The organism is Sphingomonas sp. OK281 (genome assembly GCF_900115295.1).
Classification (GTDB): domain Bacteria; phylum Pseudomonadota; class Alphaproteobacteria; order Sphingomonadales; family Sphingomonadaceae; genus Sphingomonas.
In genome coordinates this window covers 143,396-163,765 of the sequence record NZ_FOVZ01000004.1, presented here as the reverse complement: position 1 = coordinate 163,765, position 20,370 = coordinate 143,396, and the positions used below count along the sequence as shown (strand labels likewise).

Genomic DNA, 20,370 nt, shown 5'->3' with positions numbered 1-20,370 from the left:
TCAGGCCGGCGCGCGTCGATACAGCGCGAACGCCGCCTTTGCGCCGACGATGGCCTGCTCGACCCAGGCCTCGTCGGCGCTCTCCCCGTCGATCGCGGTCAGCAACGCGCGCCACTCGCCCGACAGATGTTTGGCGCCGAGATAGGCCGAGGGCATCCCATCGGGCACCGAGCGCGACAGCATGATCCCGCCGAGCCGCGATCCCTCGACCACATACATCGCGCCCCACCCGGCGGCAGCGCTCGCCGGCACGTCGAACGTCATCGGCGCGGGCATGTCCTCACCCAACGCGGCAAGATCCTCGGCCAGCGCCGCCCCCCGCGATCGAACCGTCGCCAGTCCCGGAATAGCGGCCAGCCAAGCCTCGACCGCCGGCAACGCCTTGGCGTGCGCGATCAGGAACGCGCGGTAGTCGTCCGCATCGGTCAGGTCGTAGCGCCCAAACCCGGCATCGACCGCGTCGTGATCGCTCGCCGTCGCTGCCCGGAGGCGCGCGACCGTCGAAACCCCATCGGTCAACAGCAGCGTCCCCCGCCCTTGCTGCCGTACCGCGCCTCCTGCCGGTCGCGAAAAAACGCGCGCTCGTCCATCGGCGCGTGTTCGGGATGCCGCTCGGCCATGTGCTGGCGGTACGCGGCATAGGACGGCACGCCGACCATCAGCAACGCGGTCTCGCGTGCCTTTGCGTAAAGCGTCCGGATCATTCCGCGGCCACCAGCTGCGGTGGAACTTCGGTCACCGTCGGCCGGTCGATCTTCAGCGCCGCGAGACAGGTGCGGATGCCGAAGAACACGATCGACAGCACCACAGCCAGGAACAGCGCGCAAAGCCCCGCGTCGATCCGGTCGTTGAGAACGATCCGCTGCATCTCCGCCATCGTCTTGGCCGGCGCGAGCAGTTCACCCCGCGCCGCCGCGTCCGCGAACTTCGAGGCGTGCGCGAGGAAGCCGACCTTCGGATCGCTCGCGAACAGCTTCATCAGCCCGGCGGTGATCGTGCACAGGCACAACCACGCGGCGGGCAGGATCGTCACCCAAGCGTAACGCTGGCGCTTCATCCGGAACAGCACGACGGTGGCCAGCACCAGCGCGACCGCCGCGAGCATCTGGTTCGAGATGCCGAACAACGGCCACAGCGTGTTCACGCCGCCCAATGGATCGGTGACGCCCTGGTACAGGAAGAAGCCCCAGGCAACGACACATAGCGCGGTCGCGATCAGCCCCGGAACGATCGCCGACGCGTTGCGGAACGACGGCACCGCGAGCCCGATCAGATCCTGCAGCATGAACCGCCCGGCGCGCGTGCCCGCATCGACCGCGGTGAGGATGAACAGCGCCTCGAACAGGATCGCGAAGTGATACCAGAACGCCTTCATCGCCTGCCCGCCGACGAGGTGGCTGAAGATCTCCGACATCGCCACCGCCAGCGTCGGCGCGCCGCCTGTCCGGCTGACGATCGTGGTCTCGCCGACGTCCTTCGCGGTCTGCGCGAGCAGCTCGGGCGTGATCGGGAAGCCCATCGCCGTCACCGCGGTCGCAGCGGTCGCGAAGTCGGTCCCGACCACCGCCGCCGGGCTGTTCATCGCGAAATACACGCCGGGATCGAGGATCGACGCGCCGACCAGCGCCATGATCGCGACGAAGCTCTCCATCAGCATCGCACCGTAACCGATGAACTGCGCGTCGCCTTCGCTGGCGATGAGCTTCGGCGTGGTGCCGCTGGCGATCAGCGCGTGGAAGCCCGACACCGCGCCGCACGCGATCGTGATGAACAGGAACGGGAAGAGCCCACCCGACCAGACCGGGCCGGAGCCGTCGATAAATGGGGTGAGCGCGGGCATCTTGAGCGGCGGCGCGACGACCGCGATGCCGATCGCGAGCGCGACGATCGCGCCGATCTTGAGGAAGGTCGACAGGTAATCGCGCGGTGCCAGCAGCAGCCACACCGGGAGGACGGAGGCGACCGCGCCATAGCCGACCATCAGCACGCAGAGCTGCACCGGGGTCAGCGTGAACAGCGGCGCGAGCGTCGGCGAGGCGGCCACGGTGCCGCCATAGACGATTGCGGCGAGCAGCCCGATCACGCCGAGCACCGAGACTTCACCGACCTTTCCGGGTCGGATCCAGCGTGTGTAGATGCCCATCAGGAACGCGAGCGGGATGGTCGCGGCGACGGTGAACAGCCCCCACGGGCTGCCCGCGAGCGCACGCACGACGATCAGCGCGAGCACGGCGAGGATGATGACCATGATCGCGAACGCACCGATCAGCGCGATCACGCCGGGGATCGCGCCCATCTCCATGCGGATCAGTTCGCCGAGCGACCGCCCGTCGCGGCGCATCGAGATGAACAGGATCATGAAGTCCTGCACCGCGCCAGCGAGTACGACGCCGGCGAGGATCCAGAGCGTGCCGGGAAGATAGCCCATCTGCGCGGCGAGGACGGGGCCGACGAGCGGCCCTGCTCCGGCGATCGCAGCGAAATGGTGGCCGAACAGGACGTTGCGGTCGGTCGCGACGTAATCCAGGCCGTCCGCGCGGCGGAGCGCCGGGGTGGGGCGGCTCGGGTCGAGCTCCATCACATGCCGCGCGATGTAGCGCGCGTAGAAGCGGTACGCGATCAGCTGGACGGAGACGGCGGCGGTCACGATCCACAGCGCGTTGACATGCTCGCCGCGCTCGAACGCGACGACCGCGAGCGCGCAGGCTGCGAGCAGGGCGAGTGCGCCCCAACCGATCTTCTCGCGTAGTGTCATCCGTGCGCCCTCCCGTGCGGTCCGTCACGCGCGGCATCGCGTATTCGGGCGCGGAGCGCTAGCCTAGATCGGGTTGTGACGCGCCAATGCGGTGACGCCGATCTGCGGGACACGATGCTGAAGATGGACACCTATTAGAGTCAGGATTCAGCGCGATAAGGCTCCTCCCCGGCGGAGGCCGGGGTCCAACTGGAAAACTGGTCGTAACGGAGCGGAGGGCATCGTCATTACCGTCCCCCAATTGGGCCCCGGCCTTCGCCGGGGTGGTGGCGATTGGGGGACGGTCTTTCGCTCCATTGGCGTGCGGGAAAATCTGCCCGGTTCCGCGCCGCCATCGCGCGGGATGTCGTGGTTCGACACGAGCCCTGGACTGCGGGCTTCGTACCGAACCGAAAGTCGTCATGGAACACTCAGGAGGCTCAAACCCGCTCCCGTCACCCCGGCGGAAGCCGGGGCCCACCGCCCCGCACGACCCGGCGCGGTTGGCTTGCGGCAGGGTGGGGGCGGAACGAGTTCGGCATGATGCGTTGGGGCGGGCTTGGTAGTGGCGCAATCTGGGTGTTCGGCCGTCAGAACCGCACGGAAGATGCGAACCATGCGACAGCCGTTCCCCCGCGGACGCGGGGGCCCAGTTGAATACCGTAGCGCACCGGTACCCTGGATTCCCGTATTCGCGAGGGAACGGCGGGTTAGGGATGTGCCGGGATGCGAATGCCCGTCGATTGGTTTTAGCATCCGGACTACCGATGCGAGGGCAGTTCGATACTCGTCAACCGCCGCACCGTCGCGACAACGCGCAGACCAACCGCTCCATCACTTCGCTCCCTTCCCTGAAAGGGAGGGGCTGGGGGTGGGTTGGCGGGCTTAAGCCACCAACGTTGGACCGTGTGGAAGCCGACCCACCCCCGACCCCTCCCTTCCAGGGAGGGGGGAAGAAGGAGGTGCAGCCCGTCAGCACCTTGGCTCGTCGCCCCTACGGCCCGCAAAGCTCAAACCTGCGAGTGATGCCCCTTCAGCTCATCGCCGACGATCCGCACCACGTGCAGCACGTTGGTCGACCCAGGCGTCCGGAACGGCACGCCCGCGAGCACGATCACCCGGTCCCCCGCCTTCGCCATCCCATGCCGCAACGCCATCCGCTTCGACTTCGCCACCATGTCCTCGAACGACTCGACGTCGCGCGTGTGGACCGCATGCGTCCCCCACAGCAGCCCGAGCCGCCGCGCGGTCTCCTGGCTCGGCGTCAGCACCAGCAGCGGCACCGACGGTCGCTCGCGCGCGATGCGGCGCGCGGTCGAGCCCGACGTGGTGAAGCAGATGATCGCCACCGCCGATACCGTCGCGGCGATGTTCTTCGCCGCCTCGGCGAGCGCATCCGCGGTCGTCGGATCGGGCTTCATCACGGTGAAGTGCATGCGGTCGCCATGCTCGGGATCGGCCTCGACCGACACGCCGATCGCATCCATCATCGCGACCGATTCCATCGGCCACGCACCCGCCGCGCTCTCCGCCGACAGCATGATCGCGTCGGCGCCGTCATACACCGCGGTTGCGACGTCGGACACTTCCGCCCGCGTCGGCGACGGCGACGTGATCATCGATTCGAGCATCTGCGTCGCGACCACCACCGGGCGGCCCATCCGGCGCGAGACTTCGACGATGCGCTTCTGCAAGGGCGGCACCTGCTGCGGCGGCAGCTCGACGCCGAGATCGCCGCGCGCGACCATCACGCCGTCGCAGGCCTCGACGATCTCCTCCAGCCGCTCGATCGCCGCCGGCTTCTCGATCTTCGCCATCAGCGCCGCCTTGCCGCCGATCAGCTTGCGCGCTTCCCAGAGATCTTCCGGGCGCTGGACGAACGACAGCGCGATCCAGTCGACGCCCTGGTCGACCGCGAAATCCAGATCGCTGCGGTCCTTCTCGGTCAGCGCCGCCATCGGCAGCACCACGTCGGGGACGTTCAGACCCTTGCTGTTCGACAATGCGCCGCCGACCTCGACGCGCGTCGTGATCTCGCGCGGGCTATGCGACACGACCCGCAGCACCAGCTTGCCGTCGTCGAGCAGCAGGCGGGCGCCCGGCTCGATCGCCGCGAAGATCTCGTCGTGCGGCAGTTCGACACGCGTTGCGTCGCCCGGCGTCGGGTCGCGGTCGAGCACGAAGGTCGCGCCGGTTTCGAGCACGGTGCGGCCGCCGTCGAACTTGCCGACGCGCAGTTTCGGCCCCTGGAGATCGGCGAGGATGGTCGAAGGGCGACCAAACTCCTTTTCGAGCGCGCGAATCGCCTGGATCACGGCGATCTTCGACTGCTGATCGCCGTGGCTCATGTTGATTCGGAACGCGTCGGCGCCAGTGCGGAAGAGCGTCGCGATCATCTCGGGTGTGCTGCTGGCAGGGCCGAGCGTCGCGAGAATGCGGACTTTGCGCGAACGGGGTGCGATGGCCTTGGTCATGCGGTACGTCTTCCTCGGCGTTTCCTGGGGGAGGTCTTTGCCGCGACGGGCCTTAAACCCTATCTCCGTGGGATCAACCACGGAGCACATGAATGAATCCCGAAACCGACTCGCTCGATACACTCGACGATGCCGTAGCGGCGCAGGCCTTCCGTCGCCTGGTCCGCCATCTCCGCCACCGCGAGGACGCGCAGAACGTCGATCTGATGGGTTTGGCCGGTTTCTGCCGCAACTGCCTGTCGGACTGGGTCGAGGATGCAGGCGGCATGACGAAGGATGCCGCCCGCGAGACCGTTTACGGGATGCCGTATGCGGAGTGGAAGGCGCATCACCAGGGCGACGCGACACCTGAGCAGCTCGAACGGATGAAGGCGAGCGTCGCGAAGAACGCGGTGGTCTGAGCACGGCTGCGTTTGATTCGCGACGATCCCCCGCGCGGTCGCTTGAGCCCAACACGGTAAACGCCTAGACGCTGGCCCGCACCCGCAGCGGCCTGATTCACGACGTCATTCGACGGCGATCATCGGCGCGGGGTTTCTTGATTGGCTTTAGGCTGGCGCGTGGCGTCGGCGAGTGGGGAATTTTCGATGTCTGACGAACGGCAACACGGCATGGGCGGCGGCGCGGTCGCAGCGGACGAACTGCGCCTGCTGATCGAGCGCGCCGAGCGTCTCGAAGAAGAGAAGAAGGGTATCTCGGACGACATCAAGGACGTGATGGCCGAAGCCAAGGGCCGTGGCTACGACCCCAAGGCGATCCGCAAGATCCTTTCGATCCGGAAGAAGAAGAAGGAAGAATATCAGGAGGAGGAAGCGATCCTCGAGGTGTATCTCCAGGCGTTGGGAATGATCTGAGGATCGTTCGATCGTCAGCGGTGCCTCTCGCCCGATACGTCATCGGGCTGCGCGGAGAGGCACCGCGTTAACCTGCCCGCTGTACCGGTAGAGAATGTTGCTCCCGATCTTCGCGGCGTTAGTCCTGTTCCTGATCATCAACGCGTTCACCGTCGCTGCGTTCGCGATCGACAAGCGGCGATCGTCGACCGGCGCGTGGCGCATTCCGGAGTCCCGCTTGCTATGGTTCGCGGCGCTCGGCGGTAGCCCCGGTGCGTTCTGGGCGCGGGGTCGCTACCGGCACAAGACCCGGAAGCAACCGTTCGTCGGCCGGCTCCAGCTGATCGCGATGGTACAAGTCGGCGTCGTCGCGGGTCTCGCTATCGCTTTCGCAATCTAGGTTCGGCACCTTGCAGCGTCATTGCCGCGACTGACGGTCGGGTGTATTGCCGTTATGCAACATTGCATCGGGGGCAAGCATGCGGGTATTTCTGGGAATGGCGGCGGCGTTGGTCAGTGCTCCCGTCGCGGCGCAATCGGTCGAGATCGATACGCACAACCTCGCTCAGCAGGCGGAGGCGTTCGTCCAGGTCCGCAACCGGTTCGACCAGGCGGCGATGATCGCGATGATGGCGCCCGAATACCAGGAAGTGTCGCCCGCCGGCGAGGTCGATTCCCGCGAGCGCGTGATCGGGTTCTATGCGCCCGACAAGAAGAAGCCCGCGCCGCCAATGACGATCACCGAGACAATCGCGCGACCGGCGGGGGCACTCGGCGTCGTCACGATGCGGATCGCTTATGCTGTGCCCGGCAAGGATGGCCAGCCGCAGTCACGCGCGCTGCGCGCCGGCTTCGTCGCGCGACAGATCGGCAAGGAGTGGCGGTTCGTATCTGCGCAGTTCACGCCGATCCGCTAGGCGGCTTCCGCTGGTAGCGTCGTCCAGCCTAGCCCCGGGATCGTGATCGAGCGCTTGCCAGCGAGATCGGTGCGGCAGACGATCAGCTCGCGGCTTTCGATGTAGCCGATCAGGCGCTTCACGCGGCCGAGCGAACTCGTGCCGTACGTGGCCGCGATGCGCGCGTCGGACGGGCAGGGTTCACCCTCGCGCGCCGCACGCGCCACAAGCAGGAATGCCCCCAGCATGTCGTCGGGGAGGCCACTCGCCACGTCGAGCGCCGCCGTCCAAGCCTCGTCGGTCATGTCGAAGATGCCGGCGCGGGCGCAGCTCAATCGACGCACGAAGCCGGGCAGGTCGAGCGGCGGCTTGGCGAGACCGCCCATCCGGCAGCGCACCTGGAAATCCTGGAACAGCACCGATGGCGGCCGCAGCGTCGACTCCGGGTCCTCGACGATCGCGCGGAAGACGTCGGCATAGACCGCTTCGACCTCGTCGTCGGTCTTCTCGGGCGGCGGCGGCGCGGCGGTGCGTGGCTCGGGCGGGCGGGCGATGCCGTCGAGCAATTCCTCCGCCGGCACGCGACGCGGCCGCGAATCGAACATCAGGCCGAGTTCGGGCGCGTCGACCACCGGCTCGGACAGCAGGTCCTGCAGGTCCATCGGCGCGGCGCTGGGGAGGGGGGTGAGCTTCGGGCTGCCGCTGCGCGCGGACGTTGCGACGTCGCCGATCTTCACCGTGATCGGCCGCCGCGACACTGCCGGCCCGAGCGCCATGAACGTGCCGCGCTGGAGATCGCGAATCGCTTCGGCTTGGCGTCGCTCCATGCCCAGCAGGTCGGCCGCGCGCGCCATATCGATGTCGAGGAAGGTGCGGCCCATCAGGAAGTTCGACGCCTCCGCCGCGACGTTCTTCGCCAGTTTCGCCAGTCGCTGGGTCGCGATCACGCCGGCGAGCCCGCGTTTGCGCCCGCGGCACATCAGGTTTGTCATCGCCGCCAGCGACGCACGACGCACCTCTTCCGACACTTCGCCACCGGTGACGGGCGCGAACATCTGCGCTTCGTCGACCACCACCAGCACGGGATACCAATGCTCGCGCGGCGCATCGAAGAGCGCCGACAGGAACGACGCCGCGCACCGCATCTGGCCCTCGACCTCCAGCCCTTCGAGGCTCAGCACGGCGGACGTCCGATGTTCGCGCAACCGCGTCGCGATCCGTGCGATCTCGCGTTCGCTATAGTCGCCCGCCTCGATCACGACGTGACCATGCGGCCCCGCGAGCGTCACGAAATCGCCCTCGGGATCGATCACGATCTGCTGGACATGCCCCGCCGATCGCTCGAGCAGGCGGCGCAACAGATGCGATTTTCCCGATCCCGAATTGCCCTGCACCAACAGGCGGGTGGCGAGTAGTTCCTCCAGGTCGACGCCGACGGCAGTACCATTGCCGTCGGTGCCCATATTCACGCTAACCGTCATGCCGCGCGTTTGGCAGGTGCGGGCGTGTGGGAGCAAGGAGTCTTTGCGGGTTCCGTCGCAAGCCTTGCTTTGCGCGCTGGAATAATCCGCAATCCCGGTTAGGCATCCGGATATGGCTACACATTCTCCGCTCGCCGATCTCTCTCAGCGACTGCTCGGCAAGGCGCCGGGCGATCTCGACGACGAGGAGCGCCGCGTCCTCGCAGGGATCGAGGCTGGCACCACGGTCAGCCGAGACGCCGCCGACGTGTCCGACGAGCGATCGACGTTCGGCGAGCGCCTGTCGGACCGCGTCGCGGCGATCGGCGGGTCGTGGGGGTTCATCATCGCGTTCACCGCGGTGCTGATCGGCTGGATGCTGTTGAACTCGGACATCCTCGCGCATTTCGGACGCGCGTTCGATCCGTATCCCTACATCTTCCTCAACCTGCTGCTGTCGACGGTCGCCGCGATTCAGGCGCCGGTGATCATGATGAGCCAGAACCGGCAATCGGCCAAGGATCGCCTCGCCGCCAGCCTCGACTACGAGACCAATCTGCGCGCCGAGCTCGACATCCTGCGCGTCCACCACAAGATCGATCACCTGGTGCTCGCGCGCCTCGATGCGATCGAGCAGAAGATCGACGCTCTGGCGAAAACGGCCTCACCGTCCTAAAGCCACCCGATCAGGCTATTAGAGGCACCGATGGCAGGCCATTCCAAATACAAGAATATCATGTACCGCAAGGGCGCGCAGGACAAGAAGCGCTCGTCGGCGTTCAGCAAGCTCAGCCGGGAAATTACGGTCGCGGCCAAGATGGGCCTGCCCGACGTCGACATGAACCCGCGCCTGCGCGCGGCGGTCAACGCGGCCAAGGCGGCGTCGCTGCCGAAGGAGAACATCCAGCGCTCGATCGACAAGGCGAGCCGCGGCGATGCCGAGAATTACGAGGAAATCCGCTATGAGGGCTTCGGTCCCGGCGGCGTGTCGCTGATCATCGAGGCGCTGACCGACAACCGCAACCGCACCGCGACCAACGTGCGTGTCGCGGTCGGCAAGAACGGCGGCAATCTGGGCGCGGGCGGTTCGGTCAGCCACGCGTTCGACCGCGTCGGGCTGATCTCGTATCCGGCGAGCGCTGGCGATGCCGACACGGTGTTCGAAGCGGCGCTCGAGGCTGGCGCCGAAGACGTCACGTCGAGCGAGGATGGCCATGAGGTCTGGACCGCGCAGGGCGACCTGCACGAGGTGGCCAAGGCATTGGAAGCCAAGCTCGGCGAGGCCGAAGGTGCAAAGCTCGCCTGGCGTCCGCAGGTCATGGTCGCGGTCGACGCGGACGATGCAGCGACGCTGTTCAAGCTGATCGATGCGCTCGACGAGGACGACGACGTGCAGACCGTCTGGGGCAATTACGAAATCTCCGACGAGATCATGGAGTCGCTGGGTTGATCTTCCCCCCTCCCGCAAGCGGGAGGGGCCGGGGGTGGGCCCGCGCTCACCTCCAGCGATCCGCTCGCGGCTGGTACCGATCCGCCTCCGACACGCAGCGTTCCGTGTGTGACTGGCCGGGCGCCCACCCCTCGGTCCCCTCCCGCTTGCGGGAGGGGAGGCAGTGATCATCCTAGGGCTAGACCCCGGCCTCGGCACCACCGGCTGGGGCGTCATACGCGCTGATGGCAACCGCCTGAGCCATATCGCCAACGGCCAGATCAAGACCGATCCGTCGATGGCGCTCCCCCGCCGCCTCACCGCGCTCTACAACGCGTTGATCGACGTCATCCGCACCGAACGCCCGGACGGCGCCGCGGTCGAGGAAGTGCTCGGCAACACCAACGCGCAATCGACGCTGAAGCTCGGCCAGGCGCGCGGCGTCGTCCTGCTAGCGGCGGCGGGGGCGGGGCTGCATATCGGCGAATACCACCCCTCGACCGTCAAGAAGGGCGTCGTCGGCACCGGCGGCGCTGACAAGAAGCAGATCCAGGCGATGATGGCGGTGCTGTTGCCGGGTGCGAAGCTGGCCGGGCCGGATGCGGCGGATGCGCTGGCAGTCGCGATCACGCATGCGCATCACGTCGCCAGCGCCGCAGCTCTGGCGCGACGCAGCGGCGTGGGCGCCTGATCATACGTCACTCCAATCGCGAATGGGGAGCCGTGTGCGCGCGACGGGGAGCGATGTCGCTGCGTGACACAATCCGTAACTCGACGTCGCTACCGAGCGGGCTGTCCGACTATTGGCACCGCAATCACGTTTCGCAAACTTGGTCCAGTTTGAACCATTTGTATGTATAACGTCCGCCGCCACGGCAGAAAGTTTCGATAGCCAATCCTGCGTCACTATGGCAGCGCCGCGCTTTGCCACTTTAATCTAAATTAAAGGAATGTGATGCGGCGCGAGCAGGTACGCGGGGGCACCAACAGCAATAGCGTGCCGCCGGCTGCGTTTGCGATGCCCGCGGGTATGCGGATGCGGTACGATCTGCCCGACGAGGCCTTGTCGGACTATTTGACGGGCTATGCGATCTACGCGTCCGACGATCCGACGCCGATGCTCAACTGGTATCTGCCCGCGCCGGCGATGATCTCCGTGTTGATCGACGCGGGCCCGTTGACGGTCTCGGTCGGCAATCACCGGTTCGGTCCGCTCGAACGCGCAAGCTTCTATGGCCCGACCAGCCGCGCGTTCCGTACCGAGACGCGGGGTGGGATCGCCGTCGGCATCGGTCTCAGCGCGCTCGGCTGGTCGCGGCTGACCGTTCGGTCGGCGGGGGATTTCCATAACCGTGTCGTTCCGCTCGGCGTCGCGCTGGGGCCGGATCTTTCCGCGCGCCTGATCGAGGGCCTCGATGCGCTCGACGACGATGCGCTCATCAAGCCGCTGCTCGACACCGTGTTCGCCCGCGTGTTCGACGTGCCGCATCCGCGCGAAGACCTGATCCGCGCGTTCACGGCGTTGACGGTCACCGATGGCGTGATCGAGATGAAGGACGTCGCGGACCGTCTCGACATCCCGACGCATGAACTGCGCCGCATGGCGACGCGGCATTTCGGCATGCCGCCAAAGCTGTTGCTCCGGCGCGCGCGGTTCCTGCGATCGTTCATCAGCCTGATCCGGACCGACGGCATGGCGGACTATTCGAAGATCGACAGCAGCTATTTCGATGCCTCGCATTTCCTGCGCGATGCCGGCACGTTCCTCGGCACCACCCCGCGCCGCTTCATCGCCTCCGACACCGTGTTCCTGCGCGCCAGCCTGCGCGCCCGCGCAATGGTGATCGGTGCGCCGACGCAGGCGCTGCACGAAGCCACGAAGACCGCCGCGACCGTCCAGAACCGTCCGACGGGCGAACGGGATCGTTCACAACCGAACGCTTGACCGGCTTGCCGGGCGATAGAGCGGGAAAGCCCGTATTTTGACGGCCATATTTTGACAGGATGACGCCGCGCCGTCGATGTTCTACCGCCTGATCCAATGATCGTGCATCTTAAAGGACGGCTGGACTCGACCGGCATCGACCATGCCGTGATCGACGTCGGCGGCGTCGGCTATCTGGTCGGCGCCTCGGCGCGCACGCTGTCGGCGCTCGGGCCGATCGGCGAGGCCTGCACGGTGTTCACCGAACTGCTGGTCGGCGAGGATTTCCAACGCCTCGTGGGATTCTCCAGCGCGGACGAGCGCGACTGGTTCCGGTTGCTGACGGGCGTGCAGGGGGTCGGCGCGCGCGTCGCGCTCGCAATCCTGTCGGCGCTGGAGCCGGTCGACCTGAGCCGGGCGATCGCGAGCGGCGACAAGGCGATGGTCGCGCGGGCGAATGGCGTGGGGCCAAAGCTAGCCCAGCGGATCGTAATGGAACTAAAGGACAAGGTCGGCGGCATCGCGCTCGGGCTTGGGCCGGCGGTGGTCAATGCCGCACCGGGCGCGTCGGCGGATGCGGTGTCGGCGTTGCTCAACCTCGGGTTCCGGCCGAACGAGGCGAGCGTCGCCGTGGCCGCGGCGGACGAGGAACTGGGGCCGGGGGCTTCGCTCGATGCGCTGGTCCGGCTGGCGTTGCGCAAGGCGTCGAAGGCGTAGGATCATTCAATCCTCCCCCGCCAGGGGGAGGTGGCTGGCGCTTGCCAGCCGGAGGGGGAGGCACGCGACACGTTTGTTGCGTGTCCTCCAGGATCGCTATCCGGCTCGGTTCAAAGCGGCGTAAGCAGCGCTTTCCCGGCAAAATGCGCGTCGAGGTTCGCAACCACCAACGCCGCCATCGCAGCCCTGCCATCGACGGTCGCGCTACCCTGATGCGGTGACAGGACGACCTGATCCATCGCCTTCAGCGCGTCGGGAACCGCAGGTTCGTCGGCGAACACGTCGAGCCCCGCCCCGGCGATCGTCCCGGCCCGAAGCGCCGCCACCAGCGCAGGTTCGTCCACCAGGCTACTCCGGGCGATGTTGACGAGGATACCGTCCTCGCCAAGCGCCCCAAGAACACCCGCATCCACGCTATGCGACGTCGACTCGCCACCGGGGGCGGCAATGATCAGCACGTCGCACGCCGCGGCGAGCGAAGCGATATCGGCATGGAACACGCCCGCGAAATCCGGCTTGGCGGAGCGTGCCGTGTAGTGAAGTTCGCGCGCAAACGGCGCGGCGCGCTCGGCGATCGCCTTGCCGATCCGCCCCAGCCCAAAGATACCGATGCGTCGCCCGCTGGCCCGTCGGGAAAGGTCCACCTGCCAACCGCCGCTCCGCACCGCACCGTCGTTCGCGACGATCCGCCGCTGCACCGCCAGCATCAGTCCGATCGCCAGGTCCGCGACGTCGTCGGTCAGCACGTCCGGCGTCGTCGTCACCGCGATGCCGCGCGCCCTGGTCGCGGCCAGGTCGATCCCGTCGTACCCGACGCCGTGGATCGCGATGATCTCCAGCGCGGGAAGGCGATCGAGCAGCGCCGCATCTACCACGCTGCTGCCGCCACCGACTATCGCGCGCGTCGTCGCCGGCGGATTCGTGCGGTGCAACGTGAAGCGCTCGGCGAGCGTCGCCTCCAGCGCGGGCGAGACTCCGGCCAGCAGATACAGGTCGGGACGTGCGGTTTGGTTGGTCATGATCGCCCCATAGCCGCCTTGCCCCCTTCACCGCGAGCGCGCTATCGCAGGGTGTGACCGATACAGACCGCATCCTGACTGCCGCCAAGCGTCCCGAAGACGTCGACGCCGCGCTGCGCCCGAAGACGCTCGACGAATTCGTCGGGCAGAAGGCCGCACGCGAGAACCTGCGCATCTTCATCCAGGCGGCGAAATCGCGCGGCGATGCGCTCGACCACGTGCTGTTCTTCGGGCCGCCGGGGCTCGGCAAGACGACGCTCGCGCAGATCGTCGCGCGCGAGATGGGCGTGGGCTTCCGCGCCACCTCGGGCCCGGTGATCGCCAAGTCGGGCGATCTCGCCGCGCTGCTGACCAATCTCGAGGATGGCGACGTGCTGTTCATCGACGAGATCCACCGGTTGCAGCCCGCGGTCGAGGAAGTGCTGTATCCGGCAATGGAGGACCGTGCGCTCGACCTGATGATCGGCGAGGGGCCTAGTGCGCGATCGGTGCGGATCGACCTGCCGCGCTTCACGCTGATCGGCGCGACGACGCGGCAGGGGTTGCTGACGACGCCGCTGCGCGATCGCTTCGGCATCCCGGTGCGGTTGCAGTTCTACACCGTCGAGGAACTGGAGCGGGTGGTCACGCGGGCGGCGGGGCTGCTCGGTCTGGGTATTGCCAAGGACGGCGCGATGGAGATCGCGCGCCGCGCCCGCGGTACGCCGCGTATCGCCGGGCGATTGCTGCGAAGAGTGCGCGATTTCGCCAATGTCGCGGGGAATGAGACGGTAGATGCACGGGCGGCGGATGCGGCGCTCAATCGGCTTGAGGTCGATTCGCTCGGGCTCGACGCGATGGACCGTCGCTATCTGATGATGATCGCCGACATCTACCGCGGTGGCCCCGTCGGGGTGGAGACGCTGGCGGCAGGCCTCAGCGAACCGCGCGACACGATCGAGGAAGTGATCGAGCCATATCTGATCCAGTTGGGTCTGATCGCGCGCACCGCTCGCGGTCGGTTCCTGAATGCGGGAGGGTGGAAGCACCTCGGCCTCAACCCGCCAGCCGGCAGCCAGGACGGCCTGTTCGACGCGTAACTGGTTGCGTACGCGCTACCGTGTTTCCCCGCGAAGGCGGGGACCCAGACTGGGCTCCCGCCTTCGCGGGAGAACAAGGGGGAGGGGCAACCGGAGCCGATGAGATTTACGCGCCGCGATCAGCACCAATCTCATTTGTAAGAATCCCCACTGCCAGATCGATCGAACTTCACCCCGACACTGCTTTTGTTGCGTGGCACCCAAGCCATTCATCTGATAGCCAACCCGAATGCCCCTTTCGGCCGCCGCCTCCGCCCGCGAAATCCTCACCAGCCTTCACGACGTGATGGCGTCGCGCACGTCCGCGCAAGCCAAGCTCAACGCCGTCGTCGGCATCATCGCCACCGCGATCGATAGCGAGGTCTGCTCGATCTACCTGTTGCGCGAAGGCGTGCTTGAACTGTTCGCGACCCGCGGCCTCGACCAGGCCGCCGTCCACGTCACCAAGCTAGCGCTCGGCGAAGGGCTCGTCGGCACGATCGCCGAGGACGTCGAGGTGCTCAACCTCGACGAAGCCGCGAGCCACCCCGATTTCGCCTACAAGCCCGAGACCGGCGAGGACCGCTTCCACAGCTTCGCGGGCGTGCCGATCATCCGTCGCGAGCGCTCGGTGGGCGTCCTGGCCGTCCAGCACACGGATCGTCGCAAATATGCCGACGTCGAGATCGAGGCGTTGCAGACCGTCGCGATGGTGCTGTCCGAACTGATCGCCAATGCCGGGCTCATCGACACCACCGGCGGTGGCGCGGACCGGCCGCAGTCGACTGCGGCGATGCGGATCCCCGGCCAGAAACTGGTCGACGGCATGGCTGCGGGCTGCGCGGTCTACCACCAGCCGCGAATCCATATCGAGCACACCGTCGCCGAGGATACCGACGCCGAGCGCCACCGCGTCTACGCCGCGTTCGACAAGATGCGCGAAGGCATCGACCGGATGACTCGCGAAGCCGAATTCGGCGTCGGCGGCGAGCATGTCGAGGTGCTCCAGACCTACAAGATGTTCGCCTATGACGAGGGCTGGGCGCGGCGGATCAACGAGGCGATCGACTCCGGGCTCACCGCAGAGGCAGCGATCGAACGCGTCCAGCAACGCACCCGCCAGCGCATGCGCCAGATCGACGATCCGTTGCTCGCCGACCGGATGCATGATCTGGAGGACCTGTCTAACCGGCTGCTCCGCATCGTCTCGGGCCAGATGGGCACCGCCGCACAGATGGGCCTGCGCCAGGACACTATCCTGATCGCGCGCAACCTCGGCCCCGCCGAACTGCTCGAATACGACAAGCGCCGTCTGAAAGGCGTGATCCTGGAGGAGGGCTCGCTTACCGCGCACGTCACGATCGTCGCGCGCGCGATGGGCGTTCCGGTGCTCGGCCGCGTCCGCGATATCCGCCGGCTCGTCGCGGAAGGCGACATGCTGTTGCTCGACAGCGCCGAGAGCAACGTCTTCGCGCGGCCCTCGGCGGCAATGGAGGAAGCGTTCGAGGCGCGCCTCGCTATGCGCCAGAAGCGCAAGGCGGCGTTCGCTGCACTGCGCGACGTCCCGCCAATCACCAAGGACGGCCACCGGCTCACGCTGATGGTAAATGCCGGCCTCCGCGACGACGTCGCCGCGCTCGACGTCACCGGCGCGGACGGCATCGGCCTGTTCCGCACCGAGTTCCAGTTCCTCGTCTCCGCCACCTTGCCGCAACGCGAGCGCCAGCAGCGTCTCTACCGCGAAGTGCTCGACGCGGCCGGCGATCGCCCGGTGATCTTCCGCACCGTCGATATCGGCGGCGACAAGGCGCTGCCGTATCTGAACAAGGAAGATTCCGACGAAGAGAACCCGGCGATGGGCTGGCGCGCACTGCGCCTCGGCCTCGAGCGCGACGGGTTGATGAAGGTGCAGGCGCGGGCGCTCCTAGAAGCCGCCGCCGGTCGCACGCTGAACGTGATGTTCCCGATGGTCAGCGAGCCGTGGGAGTTCGACGAGGCGCGCGCGCTGTTCGAGGCGCAGCGGACCTGGCTCGAGGGGCGCGGACGGAAGATGCCGCTGGCGATCCGCTACGGCGCGATGCTGGAGGTGCCGGCGCTCGCCGAAATGCTCGACATCCTGCTGCCGAAGATCGAGTTCCTGTCGATCGGCACCAACGACCTCACGCAATTCCTGTTCGCCGCCGATCGTGCCAACCCGAAGCTCGCCGAGCGCTACGACTGGCTCAGCCCGTCGATCCTGCGCTTCATCGCGCGGCTGGTCGCACCGGTCCGCGAGGCGTCGGTCGATCTGGCAGTCTGCGGCGAGATGGGCGGGCGTCCGCTGGAGGCGATGGCGCTCATCGGGCTCGGGATCGAGCGGCTGTCGATCACCCCCGCCGCCGTCGGCCCGATCAAGGCGATGACGCGCTCGCTCGATCGCGCTGCGCTCGTCGCATACATGGCAGGACTGCTGGCCAACCCGCCGCGCGACATGCGCGGTGCGCTGACCAACTGGGCGACCGAAAACGGCGTCGAAATCGTCTGATCGGCGGAAAGCTGCGGTTAAGACATGCGGTGCGTTGACACGGCTAAGGGCCTCTGAAAGACGGGTGCCATGGCGGGCAACGCTACGCGCCCGTGTTCGGAGACAAGAATGGACGAGGTCGAAACCGGCCAGAACGCAGCACCGGCTCAACCAGAGCGTGCTGGCGACATTCTCCGCAAGGCGCGCGAGGCGCAGGGCCTGACCGTTGCGGATATCGCGACGCGTACCCGTGTGCCGCTGCGCCACCTTGAAGCGATCGAGGCATCCGATTATTCGACGCTGCCGTCTTCGACCTACGCGGTCGGGTTCAGCCGCGCCTATGCGCGCGCGATGGGCATCGACGAGGTGCAGATCGCCAACATCGTCCGTAGCGACGTCGCGAAACTGGGCAGCAAGAAGCCCGAATACGAACCGTACGAGATGACCGATCCGTCGCGCGTGCCGTCGCGCGGGCTCGCGATCGTCGCGCTGGGGATCGCGATCGCGGTGCTGGTGCTGGTCGGGCTGTGGTACGGCACCGACATGTTCCGCGGTTCGAACAACGCCTCGACCACGACGCCGATCGCCGAGACCGCCCAGAATCAAGCCGCCCAGAACCCCGCGGCGCAGACCGCGCAACCGGTCCCTGCGCCGGCCACGCCTGCCAACGGCCAGGTCACGCTGACCGCCTCGGACGAGGTGTGGATGCGCGTCTACGATGCCGACAACAAGACGCTGTATCTCGGTACGATGAAGCCCGGCGAGAAGTTCGACGTGCCGAAGGATGCCAAGGATCCGAAGATCAACATCGGTCGCGCCGACAAGCTGGCGGTGACGCTCAACGGTTCGGCGGCGCCAGCACTCGGCACCGGCGAGCGCGCGATCAAGGACGTGTCCGTGAGTGCGCCGGCGATTGCCGCGCGCATCGCCGGTACGCCCGAGCCCCAGACGACGCCTGCCGCGACCGAAGCGACGCCGACGTCGACGCGGTCGTCCGAGCGGTCGCGTACCGCCAACCGCCCGCGTACGCCACGTCGTCGGCTGAGCGAGACGCAGCGCGCCAACCTCGACGCCGCCGCCAACCCGCCGCCTGCCGCTACGGCAACGCAGAATCCGTAACGGCGGCAGACCGGCGCCAGGGTCTTAAGGCTGGCGACAGGATGGGTAGTGCAGCTATACCCGGACGATTAACCAATCACCGGGGGGTGTGACCCATGCGTAAGTCAATTCTGGTCGGCGTCTGCCTCGCGGCGTTGCTGCCCGCCGCCGTACAGGCACAAAATGTCGAGGGCCGCGTCGGCAAGCTCGAAAGCGAAATGCGCGCGGTCCAGCGCAAGGTCTTCCCGGGTGGCGCTGGCCAGATGCTCCAGCCCGAAGTGCGCGCGCCGCAGAGCGAGCAGGGTCCGGGGCCCGGCTCGCCCGCGACCAGCGCGCTCGCCGACGTCAACCAGCGCGTGACGTCGCTCGAACAGCAGATGACCTCGCTCACCGAGCAGATCGAGCAGAACCAGAACCGCACGCGCCAGTTGCAGGATGCGTTCGACAATTATCGCCGCTCGAACGACGCCCGTCTGAAGTCGCTCGAGACCGGCCCCGCGCCGATCGCGACGGGGGCGGGGACTGGTGGCCCGATCGAATCCGACGACCAGGCGGGTGGGCAGTCGAGCGGCCCCTCGCGCCCGACCACGCGCCCCGAAGCGGCAAGCAAGCCCGGCGCGGCGACACCGACCAAGGTCTCGGTCGAGAAGCCCTCGACCGGCGATCCGGCGGAAGACGAGTATATGTATGGCTACCGTCTCTGGGCCGCCAAGCAATACCCGCAGGCCGAGGCGCAGCTGAAGAAGGTCGTCGCCGACTACCCGAAGAACAAGCGCGCCAGCTATGCGCAGAACCTGCTCGGCCGGTCGTATCTCGACGAGGGCAAGCCGAGCCTCGCGTCGATGGCGTTCTACGACAATTACAAGAAGATGCCCGAGGGCGAGCGCGCGCCGGACAGCCTGCTGTATCTGGGCCAGGCGCTGACCAAGCTCAACAAGCCGGCGGATGCGTGCAAGGTGTATGACGAGCTGAACGACGTCTACGGCGCCAAGATGGCGTCGGCGATGAAGGGGCAGGTTGCCGCCGGGCGCAGCGCGGCGAAGTGCAAGTAAGGCATCTTCCCGTGCGCACGCGTACCTGCCTGTCCGTGATCTCACGTCGCACTTTACCACCCCCCCGGCGGAGGCCGGGGCCCAATTGGCAAGGTCGTCGTAACGAAGGGCTGCACTCAGTCATCACGGTCCCCCAATTGGGCCCCGGCCTCCGCCGGGGTGGCGACCTTTCCAAGGTCAGGACTGTCTTCGCATGACCGAAGAAGGACGCCGCTTCGCCGCAGACTTCGCGCGCCTCGCCAGCGATATCGCCAACCCGCTGTTCGCCGTCTCCGGCGGCCCCGACAGCATGGCGATGCTAACCCTCGCGCACGAGGCCCTGCCGCCCGGCTTCACGGTAGCTAGCATAGACCACCGCCTCCGCCTCGAAGCGGTGGAGGAGTCCGCGATGGTCGCCGCACACTGCACCACGCTCGGCATTCCCCATGCCACGCTCGCGCCCAGCGAGCCGATCACCGGCGCCAGCATCCAGGCGCAGGCCCGCACCACGCGCTATGCTCTCCTTACTGATCACGCCCGCGCGATCGGGGCAGGGGCGCTCGTCACCGGCCATCACGCCGACGACCAGGCCGAGACCTTCCTCATGCGCGCCGCCCGTGGGTCGGGGCTAGCCGGCCTCGCCGGTGTCCGCGCCCGCACCGAAGTCCACGGCGTAACGGTCGTCCGCCCCTTGCTCGACTGGCGCCGCGCCGAACTCCGCGCGATCGTCCGCCGTGCCGAAGTGCCGTTCTTCGACGATCCCTCGAACCACGACGACCGCCACGATCGCACCCGCTTCCGCCGGTTGCTCGACGAGAACGAATGGCTCGGCACGCCCAACCTCGCACGCGCCGCCGCCGCGCTCGCCGAGACCGATACCGACGTCCGCGCGATGGTCGACTGGATCTGGACCGAACGCGCCAAGGTCGGCGGCGGCGAGGTGAAGCTCGCGGTCGAGAACCTCCCCCGCGAAATCCTCCGCCGCCTCGCCCGCCGCGCGATCGGCACGGTCCGTACCGACGCCGGCATCGTCGCGCCCGAATGGACCGAGGCTGCCAATATCGAAAGCCTGCTCGACTCGCTGATGGCGGGCAAGCGCACCACGCAAGCCGGGATCATCGCCAGCGTCCGCGGCGACGTCTGGCGCTTCCGCGAGGCACCGCCAAGGAGAAGCCCCGCGTAACGCGCCCGTCC

At 67.4% G+C, this 20,370-nt stretch carries 20 protein-coding genes; 14 read left to right on the top strand and 6 right to left on the bottom strand.

Annotation, left to right across the window (positions count from 1 at the left end):
• From BM244_RS15050 to pyk, 4 genes are all read right to left on the bottom strand, one after another.
• Positions 1 to 519, bottom strand: coding sequence for a biliverdin-producing heme oxygenase (locus BM244_RS15050; protein ID WP_093399725.1), 519 nt, complete (start codon positions 517 to 519; stop codon positions 1 to 3).
• A complete protein-coding gene (locus tag BM244_RS15045) occupies positions 516 to 704 on the bottom strand; it encodes a YbdD/YjiX family protein (RefSeq protein WP_093399724.1) in 189 nt (62 codons plus the stop codon). Before BM244_RS15045 ends, BM244_RS15050 begins: the two co-directional genes overlap by 4 nt.
• Positions 701 to 2,755, bottom strand: a complete 2,055-nt coding sequence (locus BM244_RS15040) for a carbon starvation CstA family protein (RefSeq protein WP_093399723.1) — start codon at positions 2,753 to 2,755, stop codon at positions 701 to 703. Before BM244_RS15040 ends, BM244_RS15045 begins: the two co-directional genes overlap by 4 nt.
• A gap of 989 nt (positions 2,756 to 3,744) precedes the next feature.
• Positions 3,745 to 5,208, bottom strand: coding sequence for a pyruvate kinase (pyk, locus tag BM244_RS15035; protein WP_093399722.1), 1,464 nt, complete (start codon positions 5,206 to 5,208; stop codon positions 3,745 to 3,747).
• 92 nt (positions 5,209 to 5,300) lie between these two features.
• Here pyk and BM244_RS15030 point away from each other — a divergent pair, with 92 nt between their 5' ends.
• From BM244_RS15030 to BM244_RS15015, 4 genes are all read left to right on the top strand, one after another.
• Positions 5,301 to 5,609, top strand: coding sequence for a DUF1244 domain-containing protein (locus tag BM244_RS15030; protein ID WP_093399721.1), 309 nt, complete (start codon positions 5,301 to 5,303; stop codon positions 5,607 to 5,609).
• Between the two features lie 210 nt (positions 5,610 to 5,819).
• Positions 5,820 to 6,062 (top strand): DUF2312 domain-containing protein, encoded by a 243-nt coding sequence (locus BM244_RS15025; RefSeq protein WP_197942503.1) that lies wholly within the window; start codon positions 5,820 to 5,822, stop codon positions 6,060 to 6,062.
• A gap of 94 nt (positions 6,063 to 6,156) precedes the next feature.
• Positions 6,157 to 6,441: a DUF1294 domain-containing protein gene (locus BM244_RS15020; protein WP_093399720.1), complete on the top strand. Its 285-nt coding sequence runs from the start codon at positions 6,157 to 6,159 to the stop codon at positions 6,439 to 6,441.
• A 79-nt stretch (positions 6,442 to 6,520) separates the two neighbouring features.
• Positions 6,521 to 6,958, top strand: coding sequence for a nuclear transport factor 2 family protein (locus tag BM244_RS15015; RefSeq protein ID WP_093399719.1), 438 nt, complete (start codon positions 6,521 to 6,523; stop codon positions 6,956 to 6,958).
• Here BM244_RS15015 and BM244_RS15010 read toward each other — a convergent pair.
• The gene (locus BM244_RS15010) at positions 6,955 to 8,418 is read right to left on the bottom strand and encodes a helicase HerA domain-containing protein (RefSeq protein WP_056061281.1); all 1,464 of its coding nucleotides are present in this window, start codon (positions 8,416 to 8,418) and stop codon (positions 6,955 to 6,957) included. The genes BM244_RS15015 and BM244_RS15010 overlap by 4 nt on opposite strands.
• Positions 8,419 to 8,530: 112 nt before the next feature.
• On the opposite strand from BM244_RS15010, the gene BM244_RS15005 reads away from it, so the two are divergent.
• From BM244_RS15005 to ruvA, 5 genes are all read left to right on the top strand, one after another.
• Complete coding sequence (locus BM244_RS15005; protein ID WP_093399718.1) at positions 8,531 to 9,073, top strand: DUF1003 domain-containing protein; 543 nt, start codon at positions 8,531 to 8,533, stop codon at positions 9,071 to 9,073.
• 30 nt (positions 9,074 to 9,103) lie between these two features.
• Positions 9,104 to 9,847 carry a YebC/PmpR family DNA-binding transcriptional regulator gene (locus tag BM244_RS15000; protein WP_093399717.1) on the top strand — a complete coding sequence of 248 codons (744 nt, stop codon included), beginning with the start codon at positions 9,104 to 9,106 and terminating at the stop codon, positions 9,845 to 9,847.
• A gap of 163 nt (positions 9,848 to 10,010) precedes the next feature.
• Positions 10,011 to 10,517 carry a crossover junction endodeoxyribonuclease RuvC gene (ruvC, locus tag BM244_RS14995; RefSeq protein WP_056484899.1) on the top strand — a complete coding sequence of 169 codons (507 nt, stop codon included), beginning with the start codon at positions 10,011 to 10,013 and terminating at the stop codon, positions 10,515 to 10,517.
• Between the two features lie 264 nt (positions 10,518 to 10,781).
• A complete protein-coding gene (locus BM244_RS14990) occupies positions 10,782 to 11,771 on the top strand; it encodes a hypothetical protein (RefSeq protein ID WP_093399716.1) in 990 nt (329 codons plus the stop codon).
• A gap of 96 nt (positions 11,772 to 11,867) precedes the next feature.
• Positions 11,868 to 12,467 carry a Holliday junction branch migration protein RuvA gene (ruvA, locus tag BM244_RS14985; RefSeq protein WP_093399715.1) on the top strand — a complete coding sequence of 200 codons (600 nt, stop codon included), beginning with the start codon at positions 11,868 to 11,870 and terminating at the stop codon, positions 12,465 to 12,467.
• Positions 12,468 to 12,577: 110 nt separating this feature from the next.
• Here the strand turns inward: ruvA and BM244_RS14980 are convergent, their stop codons facing one another.
• Complete coding sequence (locus BM244_RS14980; RefSeq protein WP_093399714.1) at positions 12,578 to 13,486, bottom strand: 2-hydroxyacid dehydrogenase; 909 nt, start codon at positions 13,484 to 13,486, stop codon at positions 12,578 to 12,580.
• 53 nt (positions 13,487 to 13,539) lie between these two features.
• On the opposite strand from BM244_RS14980, the gene ruvB reads away from it, so the two are divergent.
• The 5 genes from ruvB to tilS all read left to right on the top strand — a co-directional run bounded on the left by ruvB (position 13,540) and on the right by tilS (position 20,359).
• Complete coding sequence (ruvB, locus tag BM244_RS14975) at positions 13,540 to 14,565, top strand: Holliday junction branch migration DNA helicase RuvB (RefSeq protein ID WP_093399713.1); 1,026 nt, start codon at positions 13,540 to 13,542, stop codon at positions 14,563 to 14,565.
• Positions 14,566 to 14,794: 229 nt separating this feature from the next.
• Complete coding sequence (gene ptsP / locus BM244_RS14970; RefSeq protein WP_093399712.1) at positions 14,795 to 17,068, top strand: phosphoenolpyruvate--protein phosphotransferase; 2,274 nt, start codon at positions 14,795 to 14,797, stop codon at positions 17,066 to 17,068.
• A 108-nt stretch (positions 17,069 to 17,176) separates the two neighbouring features.
• On the top strand, positions 17,177 to 18,166 hold the full coding sequence (locus BM244_RS14965) for a helix-turn-helix domain-containing protein (RefSeq protein WP_093399711.1): 990 nt from the start codon (positions 17,177 to 17,179) through the stop codon (positions 18,164 to 18,166).
• 95 nt (positions 18,167 to 18,261) lie between these two features.
• A complete protein-coding gene (locus BM244_RS14960) occupies positions 18,262 to 19,197 on the top strand; it encodes a tol-pal system YbgF family protein (protein ID WP_093399710.1) in 936 nt (311 codons plus the stop codon).
• A gap of 193 nt (positions 19,198 to 19,390) precedes the next feature.
• On the top strand, positions 19,391 to 20,359 hold the full coding sequence (gene tilS / locus BM244_RS14955) for a tRNA lysidine(34) synthetase TilS (protein WP_093399709.1): 969 nt from the start codon (positions 19,391 to 19,393) through the stop codon (positions 20,357 to 20,359).
• Positions 20,360 to 20,370: the final 11 nt, after the last annotated feature.

Coding starts and splice junctions, on each gene's coding strand:
- tilS (WP_093399709.1), top strand. CDS start 19,391: ATGACCGAAGAAGGACGCCGCTTCGCCGCAGACTTCGCGCGCCTCGCC.
- pyk (WP_093399722.1), bottom strand. CDS start 5,208: ATGACCAAGGCCATCGCACCCCGTTCGCGCAAAGTCCGCATTCTCGCG.
- BM244_RS15015 (WP_093399719.1), top strand. CDS start 6,521: ATGCGGGTATTTCTGGGAATGGCGGCGGCGTTGGTCAGTGCTCCCGTC.
- BM244_RS15005 (WP_093399718.1), top strand. CDS start 8,531: ATGGCTACACATTCTCCGCTCGCCGATCTCTCTCAGCGACTGCTCGGC.
- ruvA (WP_093399715.1), top strand. CDS start 11,868: ATGATCGTGCATCTTAAAGGACGGCTGGACTCGACCGGCATCGACCAT.
- BM244_RS15010 (WP_056061281.1), bottom strand. CDS start 8,418: ATGACGGTTAGCGTGAATATGGGCACCGACGGCAATGGTACTGCCGTC.
- BM244_RS15030 (WP_093399721.1), top strand. CDS start 5,301: ATGAATCCCGAAACCGACTCGCTCGATACACTCGACGATGCCGTAGCG.
- BM244_RS15000 (WP_093399717.1), top strand. CDS start 9,104: ATGGCAGGCCATTCCAAATACAAGAATATCATGTACCGCAAGGGCGCG.
- BM244_RS15020 (WP_093399720.1), top strand. CDS start 6,157: ATGTTGCTCCCGATCTTCGCGGCGTTAGTCCTGTTCCTGATCATCAAC.
- BM244_RS14960 (WP_093399710.1), top strand. CDS start 18,262: ATGCGTAAGTCAATTCTGGTCGGCGTCTGCCTCGCGGCGTTGCTGCCC.
- BM244_RS15045 (WP_093399724.1), bottom strand. CDS start 704: ATGATCCGGACGCTTTACGCAAAGGCACGCGAGACCGCGTTGCTGATG.
- BM244_RS14980 (WP_093399714.1), bottom strand. CDS start 13,486: ATGACCAACCAAACCGCACGTCCCGACCTGTATCTGCTGGCCGGAGTC.
- BM244_RS14990 (WP_093399716.1), top strand. CDS start 10,782: ATGCGGCGCGAGCAGGTACGCGGGGGCACCAACAGCAATAGCGTGCCG.
- BM244_RS14965 (WP_093399711.1), top strand. CDS start 17,177: ATGGACGAGGTCGAAACCGGCCAGAACGCAGCACCGGCTCAACCAGAG.
- BM244_RS15025 (WP_197942503.1), top strand. CDS start 5,820: ATGGGCGGCGGCGCGGTCGCAGCGGACGAACTGCGCCTGCTGATCGAG.
- ptsP (WP_093399712.1), top strand. CDS start 14,795: ATGCCCCTTTCGGCCGCCGCCTCCGCCCGCGAAATCCTCACCAGCCTT.
- BM244_RS15040 (WP_093399723.1), bottom strand. CDS start 2,755: ATGACACTACGCGAGAAGATCGGTTGGGGCGCACTCGCCCTGCTCGCA.